At 38.2% G+C, this 12,948-nt stretch carries 15 protein-coding genes; 11 read left to right on the forward strand and 4 right to left on the reverse strand.

Translation table 11 applies throughout. The features are described 5' to 3' along the window. Positions 1-668 precede the first annotated feature (668 nt). A complete protein-coding gene (gene budA, locus DUT70_RS17440; protein ID WP_113648648.1) occupies positions 669-1,457 on the forward strand; it encodes an acetolactate decarboxylase in 789 nt (262 codons plus the stop codon). Positions 1,458-1,459: 2 nt separating this feature from the next. On the opposite strand, the gene DUT70_RS17445 is transcribed toward budA, so the two are convergent. Together DUT70_RS17445 and DUT70_RS17450 are read right to left on the reverse strand one after the other, a co-directional pair. Then, on the reverse strand, positions 1,460-2,362 hold the full coding sequence (locus DUT70_RS17445; protein ID WP_113648649.1) for an MBL fold metallo-hydrolase: 903 nt from the start codon (positions 2,360-2,362) through the stop codon (positions 1,460-1,462). 61 nt (positions 2,363-2,423) lie between these two features. Continuing rightward, the gene (locus tag DUT70_RS17450) at positions 2,424-2,627 is read right to left on the reverse strand and encodes a hypothetical protein (protein WP_128353385.1); all 204 of its coding nucleotides are present in this window, start codon (positions 2,625-2,627) and stop codon (positions 2,424-2,426) included. A gap of 138 nt (positions 2,628-2,765) precedes the next feature. Here DUT70_RS17450 and DUT70_RS17455 point away from each other — a divergent pair, with 138 nt between their 5' ends. From DUT70_RS17455 to DUT70_RS17465, 3 genes are all read left to right on the forward strand, one after another. Then, entirely contained in the window at positions 2,766-3,422 is a 657-nt protein-coding gene (locus tag DUT70_RS17455; protein WP_113648651.1) for an oxidoreductase, read from the forward strand. A 63-nt stretch (positions 3,423-3,485) separates the two neighbouring features. Further along, on the forward strand, positions 3,486-3,962 hold the full coding sequence (locus tag DUT70_RS17460; protein WP_113648652.1) for a YdeI/OmpD-associated family protein: 477 nt from the start codon (positions 3,486-3,488) through the stop codon (positions 3,960-3,962). A gap of 29 nt (positions 3,963-3,991) precedes the next feature. Further along, positions 3,992-4,543, forward strand: a complete 552-nt coding sequence (locus tag DUT70_RS17465; RefSeq protein WP_113648653.1) for a DNA-3-methyladenine glycosylase I — start codon at positions 3,992-3,994, stop codon at positions 4,541-4,543. Positions 4,544-4,656: 113 nt separating this feature from the next. Here the strand turns inward: DUT70_RS17465 and DUT70_RS17470 are convergent, their stop codons facing one another. Together DUT70_RS17470 and glmM are read right to left on the reverse strand one after the other, a co-directional pair. Then, positions 4,657-5,805 carry a cysteine desulfurase family protein gene (locus DUT70_RS17470; RefSeq protein WP_113648654.1) on the reverse strand — a complete coding sequence of 383 codons (1,149 nt, stop codon included), beginning with the start codon at positions 5,803-5,805 and terminating at the stop codon, positions 4,657-4,659. A 105-nt stretch (positions 5,806-5,910) separates the two neighbouring features. Continuing rightward, positions 5,911-7,299, reverse strand: coding sequence for a phosphoglucosamine mutase (glmM, locus tag DUT70_RS17475; protein WP_113648655.1), 1,389 nt, complete (start codon positions 7,297-7,299; stop codon positions 5,911-5,913). Between the two features lie 229 nt (positions 7,300-7,528). On the opposite strand from glmM, the gene DUT70_RS17480 reads away from it, so the two are divergent. The 7 genes from DUT70_RS17480 (at position 7,529) to DUT70_RS17510 (ending at position 12,907) form a co-directional block, all read left to right on the forward strand. Further along, positions 7,529-8,260, forward strand: a complete 732-nt coding sequence (locus tag DUT70_RS17480; protein WP_113648656.1) for a class I SAM-dependent methyltransferase — start codon at positions 7,529-7,531, stop codon at positions 8,258-8,260. After that, positions 8,257-8,820 carry a phosphatase PAP2 family protein gene (locus DUT70_RS17485; protein ID WP_113648657.1) on the forward strand — a complete coding sequence of 188 codons (564 nt, stop codon included), beginning with the start codon at positions 8,257-8,259 and terminating at the stop codon, positions 8,818-8,820. Before DUT70_RS17480 ends, DUT70_RS17485 begins: the two co-directional genes overlap by 4 nt. After that, positions 8,820-9,542: a ZIP family metal transporter gene (locus tag DUT70_RS17490; RefSeq protein ID WP_113648658.1), complete on the forward strand. Its 723-nt coding sequence runs from the start codon at positions 8,820-8,822 to the stop codon at positions 9,540-9,542. Before DUT70_RS17485 ends, DUT70_RS17490 begins: the two co-directional genes overlap by 1 nt. A 161-nt stretch (positions 9,543-9,703) precedes the next feature. After that, positions 9,704-10,366 carry a heme exporter protein CcmB gene (locus DUT70_RS17495; protein WP_113648659.1) on the forward strand — a complete coding sequence of 221 codons (663 nt, stop codon included), beginning with the start codon at positions 9,704-9,706 and terminating at the stop codon, positions 10,364-10,366. 100 nt (positions 10,367-10,466) lie between these two features. After that, entirely contained in the window at positions 10,467-11,129 is a 663-nt protein-coding gene (gene ccsA / locus DUT70_RS17500; RefSeq protein WP_113648660.1) for a cytochrome c biogenesis protein CcsA, read from the forward strand. Next, entirely contained in the window at positions 11,129-11,347 is a 219-nt protein-coding gene (locus tag DUT70_RS17505) for a CcmD family protein (RefSeq protein ID WP_113648661.1), read from the forward strand. The genes ccsA and DUT70_RS17505 overlap by 1 nt, the downstream gene beginning before the upstream one ends. Before the next feature lie 138 nt (positions 11,348-11,485). Beyond that, a complete protein-coding gene (locus DUT70_RS17510; protein ID WP_113648837.1) occupies positions 11,486-12,907 on the forward strand; it encodes a Glu/Leu/Phe/Val family dehydrogenase in 1,422 nt (473 codons plus the stop codon). Positions 12,908-12,948 lie beyond the last annotated feature (41 nt).

Here is a 12,948-nt window from a genome sequence, read left to right on the forward strand (position 1 = left end):
AAAAGTATTTCCGCTACTATCGGGTTTAGTCAATTTACGATAATGAAGTTGTCGTGAAACTTGCCCATAAAAGAGATGTTTAAAATAGAACGTTTATAAATTAAGCAACTCATTACAATATTTGGGTGCGATGTTTCATCTCCAAGGTACATCATTTCTCCTCAGAGGCCCATTATTGCTCTTCTAAGGAGCAATGTTTCTCCTTTAAGGCACATCATTGCTCCTAAAAGCACCAACATTTCTCCTTTGAGGTGCAATTTTTCTCTTCAAAGGTCCATTATTGCTCTTCCGAGGAGCAATGTTTCTCCTTTGAGGTACATAATTATTCCTAAAAGCACCAACATTTCTCCTTTGAGGTGCAATTTTTCTCTTCAAAGGTCCATTATTGCTCTTCCGAGGAGCAATGTTTCTCCTTTGAGGTACATAATTATTCCTAAAAGCACCAACATTTCTCCTTTGAGGTGCAATTTTCTCCTTCGAGCAGCAATTTGCTCTTCGAAGAAGCCTAAACTCTTTTTTGGGATAACCATTGTTTATCTAACTACAATCCCGTATATACGGGATGAGGTATTTATAAAGAATACGCAAAGTTTGAAACACAACAAGACTATAAAATTCCTTAAATATTTAAATTATCTTAGATGGATAAATCGAATTAAACAACTCAAATGGCTTCTCGTTCAACGCTTCTGATTATACTTTGTCTTTTATCTAGTCACCTGTTTTCCCAAACCAGCATCCCCAACCATCTTTATACCTTTGGTCATGCCAGTGCCTTTATTGGAGGTTTATACGATGCACATATCAGCTATGGGCAAATAAAGCCTTACGGAAATTTTGGATTGGGAGCTCCAGATCAACTAGATGGCGAAATCGTTATTTTCAACAATAAATTCTATCAAACACAATCTTCTGGAAAAACCTTTGAAATTCGATACACGGAGAAAACTCCTTTTGTCATCATCAACCAATTCAAAAGTGACCAAAGCATCAAAAAAACAGGACCACTCACTAAAGACCAGCTATTTCAGTTATTAGATAGCGTTTTAACCAAGAAAAATGGCATTTACGCAGTACATGTCCGAGCAAAATTTGCCTTCGTAAAGACCAGGGCATTTCCTATTATTGCTGAAAAACCGTATCAACCGATGGCTCAGTTATTGTCTCTTCAAAAATTTTTCAATTACGAAAATGTTGAAGGCGATTTAATAGGATACCGTCTTCCAGCTTATATGGAAGGGCCAAACATTACAGGCTATCATTTCCACTTCCTTTCTGACGATAAAACCAAGGGAGGCCACTTAATTGATGTCATCCTCAACAATATGACTATCGAAATTGATGAACTGGATGGTTTTTCTATTTTCCCTCCATCAACAGAAGCTTTTCAAAAATTTGATTTAGAAAAAGACCGAAGAAACGAAGTAAAAGCAGTGGAACTTGGCAAGAAAAATTAAAACTATTTCATGGTAAGTTCTGCATAAGCCGCATTCAAGCTTCTAGCAATACCATCGCCTTGCCATTCTGGCGCCCCAGGAATTTCAGTTGCCTTCAGTATTTCGTCTTTAGTTTTTCCAGCTTTAATTTCCTTTCCTACAAAATCAAGTAGCGATTGCAAGTAGTTTTTAAATGCCAATACATCGGCTTTGCCACCTGTAATTTTTTCAGGGTCGCGGCTATGGCCAAAAATGAACATCGTATTGTTATCAAACTGTGCGACAATCCTATCTAAAACATTTACCCAATTGGCAATATTTGCGCCGTTTGCAGTATCAATAAATGGGTAACGACGGTTAAATACTAAATCGCCAACATGGGCTATATTCGCATTTTCAAAATGGTAGATACTATCGCCATTGGTATGCCCAGGGCCAAAATAATAGGCGGTAATTCTTTCTCCGTCTACTTTGGTCTTCCAACCATCATTCCCAAAAGTAAGGTCAGGCAACAACTGTTTATCCAAACTATTGGCTTTTTCTGCGGTTGCACGTTGATTTTTCAAGGAATTTTCGTGCGCCACTACGTGCTCTGCCAATCCCCTAAAAACAATATTTCCGCCTGTATGGTCACCATGATGGTGTGTATTGAGCAAGTATTTAAAAGGTTTGTTGCCTAGTTTTTTCAGTTCTTCAATCACATGTGGCGCAGAGTTTGGAAACTGCGAATCGACTACCGTAAAACCGTCTTTACTATTTAACCAAGCGATAGTTCCACCCTGTTCGGTAAAAACACCTACATTATTTCGTAAAGGTTTAAACTGATAAGCTTGCTGAAAAACACCGTTTGCAAAAGCATTGGATTTATAAATAGAAAGGATGGCTAATGCCAAAGCAGATTGTTGGATGAATTGTCGACGTTCCATATTGCAAAACAAAAAACCACGACTTGATCGTCGTGGCTTAAATTTAAATAAATATTTCTGATTAAAAGCCAGTACCTGGTGTAGTTCCTGGTTCATGACCATCACCCAATGGCTTATGCTTACGAGAATGGTTTTTGGCAAACTTGCTACTAATGGTAGAAGAAGGACTACTCTCTATATTTTCCTCAGTTCTTGTAGGTTTCGTTTTATCAATATCAATCAGGTCGTTCCTAACTTCCTTTTCTTTCTTATCTTTATTTTCCATGATCTTATAATTTTTATTTAACAGTGATGGAGCTATCCCAATAAACTGAGATGGTTCCATGATCTTAAATTTTGGTACGTTTATTTAACAAAACTCATTCAACGATTGTTTTGTAACATCACTAAACCATTTAACAGAATGAAAAAAGCAATTTTATTTGGGGCAAGCGGTTTTGTTGGGGGCTACCTGCTTCATGATTTGCTGCAAAGCGATAGCTATGAAGAAGTGATAGTGGTGGTGCGCAAACCCTTGGAAGTACAACATCCCAAATTAAAAACCGTTATTGCCCACTATGAAACTTTAGCCCAGTATCAAAATGAACTAGTGGCAGATGACGTATTTATAGCATTGGGCACTACCAAGAAAAAAACTCCCGATGAGAAAATCTATTATCAAATAGATCATGATTATCCTGTATTGGCGGCACAATTAACTAAAGCCAATGGTGCAAAATCAGTATTGATGGTGAGTGCTGTGGGCGCCAACGTCAATTCTTCTATTTTCTACGTTAAAACAAAGGGCGAAACTGAAAGAGATGTTATTGAAGTTGGTTTTGAACATACCCACATTTTTCAGCCATCAATGATTATGGGCAATAGGGCAGAAAGCAGACCTTTGGAGAAAGTTTTCATCGGTATCTTCAGCGTAGTAAACCTCCTTTTGATTGGAAAACTGAACAAATACAAAGGAATAAGTGCTAAAGACATTGCAAAGGCTATGTTTACAGCCGCGCAACAACCTGCCGAAAAAGTAAAGGTTTATCAATGGAAAGAAATGCAGCATTTATTGCAATAATTTTTTCGGACTGCCATAGGGTTGTCAGTGTGAATTTTATTTTTGCGGCAAACAATCCATCAAATGTCGCAACAGAAACCGCTTGTAGAAAAAGACTATCTCCTTAAAAAATTCAACGGGAAAGGTGGTTGGACTTTTATTGAACTCCCAGAAATAAAACCTGATAGGAAACGCTATTTTGGATGGGTGAAGGTAAGCGGCTTTATTGATGATTATGAACTTCAGCATTACCCTTTGCAATCTATGGGGAATGGTAATTTGTTTTTGCCTGTTAAAGCAGAAATACGAAAGCAAATCAACAAACAAGCTGGAGATTTGGTGAGGGTGGTACTATATAGCGACATAGATACCGATACCAATATTACAGAAGAATTAAAAGCGTGTTTGGAAGAAGTTCCCGAAGCTTATGAAAAATTCAACATGCTTTCAATTAGTAAGCAAAAAGCTTATATTGATTGGATTTCTACGGCTAAAAACGACGAAACTAAAGTTCAACGTATTATTAGTATCATTGACCAAATTTTGGCTTTAAAGAAATAATTAGAAACAGCGATTAACCATCAACAAATATGAGCTATTGCAGCGTTATCCCTAGCATGCAGCCCAACGAACGTAGGGCTTTACATTCCAACTACCATGACAATCATTATGGTTTTCCTATTCACGACGATAATGAGCTTTTTGGAAGGTTAATTTTAGAGATTAACCAAGCGGGCTTAAGCTGGGAAACCATTTTAAAGAAAGAAGAGGGTTTTAGAAAAGCCTATGCCAATTTTGACATTAAAAAGATAGCCAATTTTAACGAAGCTGATAGGGAACGTTTATTGCAAGACCTTGGTATTATTCGCAATAAATTAAAAGTAAATGCTGCAATAGAAAACGCTAAAACCATTTTACAACTTCAAAAAGAATTTGGCAGCTTTGAGAAATGGTTGGAAAGTCATCATCCCAAAACGAAGGCAGAATGGGTAAAATTGTTTAAAAAGACTTTTAAGTTTACTGGTGGAGAGATTGTAGGAGAGTTTTTAATGAGTATTGGCTATTTGGCGGGTGCGCATGATGCCAGCTGTCCTATCCATGGAAAAGTGCTGAAGAGTAATCCAAAGTGGGTTAATCAATAAGTTTTTTCTCCAAAAACCTCGTAGGTTTTAGAAACCTACGAGGTTTAAAGTCCACAAGAACAAAAAAGGGAAATCTATCAAGACCTCCCCTTTTTTATACATTAATATTTTGATTACGCCAAAGCGTTCTGCTTTACCACCATTTTAACTTTCTCCAACGTATAGTCAATTTCTTCTTTAGTCGTGTATTTACTAAAAGAAAAACGCACCGCAGGACGATTTGGATCGGCTTTGATGCCGTTAAGCACGTGCGAACCTATGTTAGAACCTGAAGAACAAGCACTGCCCCCAGACGCACAAATACCATTGATATCTAAATTGAATAATAACATATCTGCCATTTCCATTTCAGGAAAAGATACGTTCAAAACAGTGTACAAGCTTTTGTCCGCATCCGTTTCACCGTTGAAAGAAATCCCAGGAATTTCGGCAATTAACTGCTGTTTCATATAGTCCTTTAAGCCTTGTACATGGTTTTGGTGCTGTTCCATTTCGGCATAAGCAATTTCTAGAGATTTAGCTAAACCAACAATACCATATACATTTTCGGTACCACCACGCATGTTACGCTCTTGCGCACCACCATAAATCATTGGCGGAATTTTAATGCTGTTGTTCACGTACAAAAATCCAACACCTTTTGGACCATGAAGTTTATGTGCTGCACAAACAATGAAATGAGCTTTCAGCTTGCGCACATCATGTGGGTAATGGCCCATGGTTTGTACGGTGTCGGCATGGTAAATGGCATTATATTTTTCACATAAATCGCCTACTTTTTCCATGTCGGTTAAAGTACCTAATTCGTTATTGGCATGCATTAAAGAAACAAAACTGCGTTCGTTATTTTGCAAAAGCTCTTCTAAATGAGCGTAGTCTACATTTCCTTTTTCATCAATATTTACGAAACTAAGTTTATCTATCACGCCATCTTTAAGCAACATGTTCAACGTGTGCTCTACCGCATGGTGTTCAATGGTAGAAGTAATGGCATGTTTAATCCCATAAGCGGCAATTCCACAACGAATAGCGGTGTTATCTGCTTCGGTACCACCAGAGGTAAAGAAAACTTCTGAAGGAGACGCGTTAAGCAGTGTAGCTACTGTTTTGCGTGCTTTCTCTACCAAGGTTCTCACCTCACGACCCAACGCATGTATGGCAGAAGGATTTCCGTAGTAATTTTGCATTACGTTGGTCATTTCTTCCACTACAGCAGGGTCAAGGGGTGTGGTAGCTGCATTGTCTAAATAAACTCGTTTCATTTTTATTTGTGTGTTAGTTAGTGTTGTTTTCAGGGGTTAGGTGTTAGTGGCTAGTAGTTAGTATACAGTTAAACAATTAACCAGTTCTAACAATTAACCATCTTCCTAGCTGATCTGCAATATCTCTTTAATATCAGAGATGATCTTTTGTGCTAAATTTTCCGCTGTGGTTTCATTTTCAGCCTCGCTATAAATACGTATAATCGGCTCCGTATTTGACCTACGCAAATGCACCCATTCTTTATCAAACTCAATTTTAAGGCCATCTATTGTGCTATGAGGCTGTTTTTGATATTTCTCTTGCACTTTCTCCAATAATAAATCAATGTCCATCTCTGGAGTTAAGGTGATTTTATTTTTTGAAATATGATAAGCTGGATAACTTGCCCTTAGGATAGAAATACCTTTACCAAATTTAGCTAAATGAGATAAGAAAAGTGCAATTCCTACCAGCGCATCTCTACCATAGTGCGATTCGGGATAAATAATTCCGCCATTTCCTTCACCACCAATAATAGCGTTGGTTGCCTTCATTTGATTCACCACGTTCACCTCACCAACAGCCGCTGCGTTGTATGCCATGCCTGCCTTTTCGGTCACATCTCTTAATGCTCTTGTTGAAGATAAGTTTGAAACCGTGTTTCCTGGTGTGTGCTTTAACACATAATCAGCAACGGCTACCAAGGTATATTCTTCACCAAACATAGAGCCATCTTCATTTACAAAGCATAACCTGTCCACATCTGGATCAACCACTATACCTAAATCGGCATTTTTTTGTTGTACTACCTTGGCAATTTCAGTTAAATTCTCTGGTAGTGGCTCTGGATTGTGAGGAAACTGTCCGTTAGGCTCGCAATAAAGCTCATAAACAGTCTCAACACCCAATGCTTTCAATAAGGGTGGAAGAAAAATCCCGCCTGTTGAGTTAACACAATCGATAGCCACTTTAAAGTTTGCTTTCTTAATGGCCTCAACATCTACCAAAGGAAGCGCCAAAATAGCGTCTATATGTTTCTGAATGTAGGTGTCATTTTTAATGACTTGTCCCAAGTGGTCCACTTCGGCAAAGCTGAAATCCGAATTTTCGGCAATGTCCAATACTTCTTTACCATCAGCATCGCTAATGAATTCGCCTTTGGCGTTTAAAAGTTTTAAAGCATTCCATTGTTTTGGATTGTGGCTAGCGGTTAAGATAATACCCCCTGCGGCTTTTTCCATAGGTACGGCAATTTCCACCGTAGGTGTGGTAGAAAGCCCCAAATCAATCACTTCTATACCCAAACCTTGCAAGGTGCCTACTACCAAGTTGTTCACCATTTCGCCAGAGATACGTGCATCACGCCCAATAACGATTCTTTTAAATGCTGATTTGCTGATTACCCATGAACCAAAAGCAGCCGTAAATTTCACAATATCAATTGGGGTTAAACCTTCGCCAGCCTTGCCGCCAATGGTACCCCTAATGCCTGAGATAGATTTTATTAAAGTCAAGTCTTCTATTTTTCGTCAAAATTAAGAAAAATAAATGCTTTAACTTTAGCTTAATTATCATGATTTTGAAATATAAACTTCAAGTAAATCTATGAGTTAAGTAGTTGATTGTCCTTGTCGATAGCTTTTGTTTAGTGTATTTTTGGAAGTGCAAAGAAAACAAGGCATAATATTTTATTGCAACATTATTGCATAAATACTATATTTGTCGTCCTAAATTTGAATAGAAATGCAACGCAAATGGTTTCAATACTGGTTTAATTCTCCATATTACCACATTCTTTACGGTAACAGAAATGATGAGGAGGCAGAATTGCTCATCGATAATCTACTGGCCCATTTAAAGCCAAGCGTGGATAGCAAAATTATTGACATTGCTTGCGGCAGAGGCCGACACTCCATTTACCTTAATAAGAAGGGATATGATGTAACGGGCATTGACCTTTCTGAGCAAAACATTAAATACGCACAGCAGTTTGAGCAAAAGAACCTGCATTTTTATGTGCACGATATGCGCAAGCTGTCGTACATCAATTATTTTGACATTGCGCTTAACCTATTTACCAGCTTTGGCTATTTTGAAAGCGAAAAAGACCATGTGAATGCGCTGAAGGCTTTTAGAAAAAGCATGAAGGCTGATGGTACTTTTGTGATTGATTATTTCAACACACAGAAAATTATCAAGAACCTCACTAATCAGGAAATCAAAACCATTGACGGCATCGAATTTCACTTGCACAAATTTGTGACCGATGGAAAAATCATCAAACACATCAATTTCGAGCACAAATTAAAAGACTACGCTTTTGAAGAACGTGTACAAGCTTTTTTGTTGAGCGATTTCGAGACCATGCTTGAAAAAGCTGGAATGCAGATTATTGAGAAATTTGGTAACTACCACTTGGAAGCATTTGACGAACTGAAATCTGATCGTTTGATTCTTATCTGCAAAAAAGCATGATGCAAGAGCTTTTACAGTTTGATACCGAGTTATTTTTAAAGATACACCGCGGTTTAAGCAATGGCTTTTTCGATTGGTTGATGCCTTTGTTGCGCAATCGATTTTTTTGGTCGCCGTTGTATTTGTTTATTGTGATTTTCTGTATCAAGCAGTATAAAAAAACAGGCCTTTATATTATTGGTGGGGTATTGCTAACTTTTGCTTTGGGTGACATGATTTCATCTAGGATCATTAAACCAAATGTAAACCGTACCCGACCTTGTAATGAAATACGCTTGGCCGATCAAATTATTCATCGGGTGCCTTGCGGCAGCGGCAAAAGCTTTCCTTCATCGCATGCCACTAATCATTTTGGCATCGCTGTATTTTTAATTGGTGTTTTTTACCGAAAGTGGAGGCCTATTTTACCTATTGGCATTTTATGGGCTGCCTCCATCAGCTTTGCCCAAATATACGTAGGCGTACATTACCCTATCGACGTTTTTTGCGGCACTTTATTAGGTACAAGCCTCGGTTTGCTAACCACATTTATCTATCATAAAATAAAACCCGCTCAATAATGGAAATTTGGAAATTTTCGGTTTTGTTCTTTTCCGCCTTTTTGGGTGGATTGGCCATTTTTTTGGTTAAAAATGATAAATCGCAACTTCTAAAATTGATTTTATCCTTTAGTGGTGCCTATCTTTTTTCCATTACGGTACTGCATCTTATTCCTGATGCTTATAGTGGTAACGATGGGCATGAGATTGGCATTTACATTCTAATTGGTTTTTTGTTACAGGTTTTCTTGGAGCAATTCTCTGAAGGTGTAGAACACGGACATATCCACAGACATCATCATGAGCATTCTTTTCCTTACGGGATCATGATCAGTTTGTGTTTGCATGCTTTTTTAGAGGGGATGCCTTTAGCCAAAGATCATCACAATGAATTTATCTTTGGGATAGCCTTGCACCATATTCCAGCGGCATTTGCCTTGGCCAGCATCCTATTGCAAAACCATCTCAAAAAAGGTCCAATTATTTCCCTTTTAATCTTATTTGCAGTGATGGCACCTTTGGGTTATTGGGTAAGTTTGGGATTAAGCAATGGAAGCCTTGGAGGTATTGAAGCCTATTTCAATAAAATTATGGGTATTGTGATTGGTATTTTCCTTCATATTTCTACTACTATTTTATTTGAATCGAGCGCAGACCATAAAATCAACAAACGCAAAATGCTAGCCGTATTACTGGGTATAGGCGTTGCTTTAATTGGTTTTTATGCAGGTCATAGCCATTAGAAGACAACGACTTTAGATTGACGAATTCAATTAACCTAATAGATTACATTCCAAAATGTAGTTAAACGATTAACCAGATAAACAGTTAACCTTTTCCAACATTCCTGTCAAAATCTAAAATCATCAATCGTAAATTGTAAATCAATTTTATCTTTGCCATAATGCATTTAGCTCAACAGGTAAAACACTTAATCAAAAAGGAAATCATTTTAGAGTGGCGATCCAAGTATGCTCTTAATGGCGTGTTGCTCTACGTAGTGTCTACCGTTTTTGTTTGCTTCATGTCGTTCCAAATTATTGACAAAATTACTTGGAATGCACTTTTTTGGATCATTATGTTATTTGCATCCATTAATGCAATTGCAAAGAGTTTCCTTCAGGAAAGCAAAGGCCGACAATTATACACCTATACCTTAGTGAGTCCAGTAGCATTAATCATCGCTAAAACCATCTACAATAGCTTGTTAATGATGGTATTAACGGTAATTGCGTTGGCATTTTACTGTTTGGTTTTTGAGCCGAACAAAGACATTGATATTTTAATGTACCTGCTAGCAGCTGTGCTAGGCAGCTTGAGCTTCTCTACCATTTTTACCATGGTATCAGCTATTGCTTCAAAAACAGGTAACGGCGGAATGCTGATGGCTATTTTAAGCTTCCCCATCATTATCCCTGTACTGATTGTACTGATCAAATTTGCAAAAAATGCCATGGATGGCTTGGACCGAAGCGTAAGTTTGGATGAAATTGGCCTTTTGGCTTTGATAAATGTAATGGTGATGACAGTTGCTTTATTGTTATTTCCTTACCTTTGGCGAGATTAAAACAAATGATTAAATGAGAGAATTAGTGAATGAGTAGATTTTTAAACGCCTTTCGCTATTCAATCATTCAAAATTCATTCAATCAATAATTATAAACTGTATGTATAAAACTTGGTGGAAAATCTTAGCCGCTGTTTTAGTAGTGTATACCGCAATTGCGGGTTTATTGTTAGGTGTGCCTAGAATGGCTATCTTAAACGAGACCATCCGAAACTTGTACTTCCACGTACCCATGTGGTTTGCTATGGTAGTACTCTTTACCATTTCTGTTTTTTATAGTGTAAAATCCTTAAGCACACAAAGCGAAGCCGATGATATCAGGGCGGTAGAAAGTGCCAATGCTGGGGTCATTTTCGGGATATTGGGCATTGTTACAGGTGCCGTTTGGGCCAAATTCACTTGGGGCCAATTTTGGAGCTTTGATCCAAAACAGAACTTCGCGGCCATTTCCCTGCTGCTTTACTTTGCCTATTTTGTATTGAGAAATGCCATTGATGAAGAGCAGAAAAGAGCCAAAATAGCAGCAATTTACAACATCTTCGCCTTCCCTATGATGGTAGTATTGCTCTTCGTATTACCACGTTTACAAGACTCTCTACACCCAGGTAATGGTGGAAATCCAGGCTTTAACAGTTACGATTTGGATAGCCGTATGCGTTTGGTCTTTTATCCTGCTTGCTTAGGATGGATTTTAATAGGCTACTGGGTTTACACTTTACGTTTCAGAATAAAAACATTAGAAAATAAACACAACACTTTGTAATGAAGAAGATTTTAACTGTACTTATCCTCCTATTTTCGTCGCTTAATTTATTAGCTCAAAATAGCGATATTGAGATGGCCGACAAGCTGCGTGCTGATGGAAAAATTTACATTGTAGTGATTTGTATCGTCATTATTTTGGCAGGCTTGCTGTTTTATCTTTTCACGCTAGACAAACGTTTGAAATTGTTGGAAAAAAAATCAACTCCCAAAAACTAATTTTAAACGCATTAGGCACGTTTTTTTGAACCGAAACGCAATAGTGTTTACCATACACTAAGCAAAATATTCTTGCAAGAATGGTTTATTTTACTGCAATTTTGCACCCGTAAAAGCATAAAACCAAAATTCAAAAAAATGGCTAGTACAGCAAATGAAACAAGTTTTTTCAGCGATGTCTGCAAAAACTTTGACGACGCCGCCAAATTCACCTCACACCCTGAAGGTTTATTGGCACAAATTAAAGCATGTAACAGTGTATACCGTTTCCAATTCCCAATTCGTAGAGGAAACGGATTTGAAGTAATTGACGCATGGCGTGTAGAGCACTCGCACCACATGAGCCCTACCAAGGGTGGTATTCGTTATAGCGATATGGTTAACGAAGATGAGGTGATGGCTTTAGCAGCGCTAATGACCTATAAGTGTGCCATCGTAAACGTACCATTCGGAGGTGCAAAAGGTGGTATATGCATTAATCCTAAAAATTATACCGTTGCCGAATTAGAAACCATTACTCGTCGCTACACTACCGAGTTAATCAAGAAAAACTTTATCGGTCCTGGTATCGACGTTCCTGCTCCTGACTATGGGTCAGGCGAACGTGAAATGAGTTGGATTGCGGATACTTACATGACCATGAACCCAGGCTCTTTAGATGCCCTTGGTTGTGTTACTGGAAAGCCTATCGCATTACACGGTATCCGTGGACGCAAGGAAGCTACCGGCCGTGGCGTTGCCTATGCTGTTCGTGAGTGTGTAAGCCACGCTGATGACATGAAAAAGCTAGGTCTTACTGCAGGTTTGCAAGATAAAAAAATCATTGTACAAGGTTTGGGTAACGTAGGTTATCACTCTGCTAAATTCTTAACTGAATTTGGAGGTACTATTGTAGGTGTGTGCGAGTTTGAAGGTGCTATCTACAACGCAAACGGACTTAACATTGACGAAGTTTTTGCTCACCGTAAAAACACTGGCTCGTTATTAGGTTTCCCAGGTGCTACAGATTTCAAAAACTCTAAAGAAGGTTTGGAGCAACCATGTGATATCTTGGTTCCTGCTGCTTTAGAAAATCAAATCACTGCCGAAAACATCCGTAACATCAAAGCTAAAGTAATTGCAGAAGGCGCAAATGGGCCATGTACCCCAGAAGCTGAAGAAATCTTCACTGAAATGGGCGGGATCATTATCCCTGATATGTATTGCAACGCTGGTGGTGTAACCGTATCTTATTTCGAGTGGTTGAAAAACCTTTCGCACGTAGCCTTTGGCCGTATGGAAAATCGCTATGCAGAAAACTCAAACGCTAATTTGATTAACACTTTGGAAAGCCTTACTGGAAAAACTATTCCAGCGGAGCACCGTTTGATGATCGTTAAAGGGGCATCGGAATTAGAGTTGGTAAATTCTGGTTTAGAAGATACCATGATCCACTCATACCGTGAGATTAGACAAACTTTAATTGACAAGCCAGAAATTAAAACGTTAAGAACTGCTGCTTTTGTAAATTCAATTGACAAAATTGCCGTTTCATATATGAACTTGGGCGTTTGGCCATAGACTGGTTCTAAATAACATCAAAGCCCCGTAATTAATCTGTT

The organism is Pedobacter chitinilyticus, from assembly GCF_003313385.1.
In the GTDB taxonomy this organism is placed as follows: domain Bacteria; phylum Bacteroidota; class Bacteroidia; order Sphingobacteriales; family Sphingobacteriaceae; genus Pedobacter; species Pedobacter chitinilyticus.

Bases quoted from the DNA above. Each gene is read 5' to 3' on its own strand.
- DUT70_RS17505 (WP_113648661.1), top strand. From the start codon at position 11,129: ATGAAGAAGATTTTAACTGTACTTATCCTCCTATTTTCGTCGCTTAAT.
- DUT70_RS17490 (WP_113648658.1), top strand. From the start codon at position 8,820: ATGGAAATTTGGAAATTTTCGGTTTTGTTCTTTTCCGCCTTTTTGGGT.
- DUT70_RS17465 (WP_113648653.1), top strand. From the start codon at position 3,992: ATGAGCTATTGCAGCGTTATCCCTAGCATGCAGCCCAACGAACGTAGG.
- DUT70_RS17485 (WP_113648657.1), top strand. From the start codon at position 8,257: ATGATGCAAGAGCTTTTACAGTTTGATACCGAGTTATTTTTAAAGATA.
- DUT70_RS17445 (WP_113648649.1), bottom strand. From the start codon at position 2,362: ATGGAACGTCGACAATTCATCCAACAATCTGCTTTGGCATTAGCCATC.
- DUT70_RS17495 (WP_113648659.1), top strand. From the start codon at position 9,704: ATGCATTTAGCTCAACAGGTAAAACACTTAATCAAAAAGGAAATCATT.
- budA (WP_113648648.1), top strand. From the start codon at position 669: ATGGCTTCTCGTTCAACGCTTCTGATTATACTTTGTCTTTTATCTAGT.
- DUT70_RS17470 (WP_113648654.1), bottom strand. From the start codon at position 5,805: ATGAAACGAGTTTATTTAGACAATGCAGCTACCACACCCCTTGACCCT.
- DUT70_RS17450 (WP_128353385.1), bottom strand. From the start codon at position 2,627: ATGGAAAATAAAGATAAGAAAGAAAAGGAAGTTAGGAACGACCTGATT.
- ccsA (WP_113648660.1), top strand. From the start codon at position 10,467: ATGTATAAAACTTGGTGGAAAATCTTAGCCGCTGTTTTAGTAGTGTAT.
- DUT70_RS17455 (WP_113648651.1), top strand. From the start codon at position 2,766: ATGAAAAAAGCAATTTTATTTGGGGCAAGCGGTTTTGTTGGGGGCTAC.
- DUT70_RS17510 (WP_113648837.1), top strand. From the start codon at position 11,486: ATGGCTAGTACAGCAAATGAAACAAGTTTTTTCAGCGATGTCTGCAAA.
- DUT70_RS17460 (WP_113648652.1), top strand. From the start codon at position 3,486: ATGTCGCAACAGAAACCGCTTGTAGAAAAAGACTATCTCCTTAAAAAA.
- DUT70_RS17480 (WP_113648656.1), top strand. From the start codon at position 7,529: ATGCAACGCAAATGGTTTCAATACTGGTTTAATTCTCCATATTACCAC.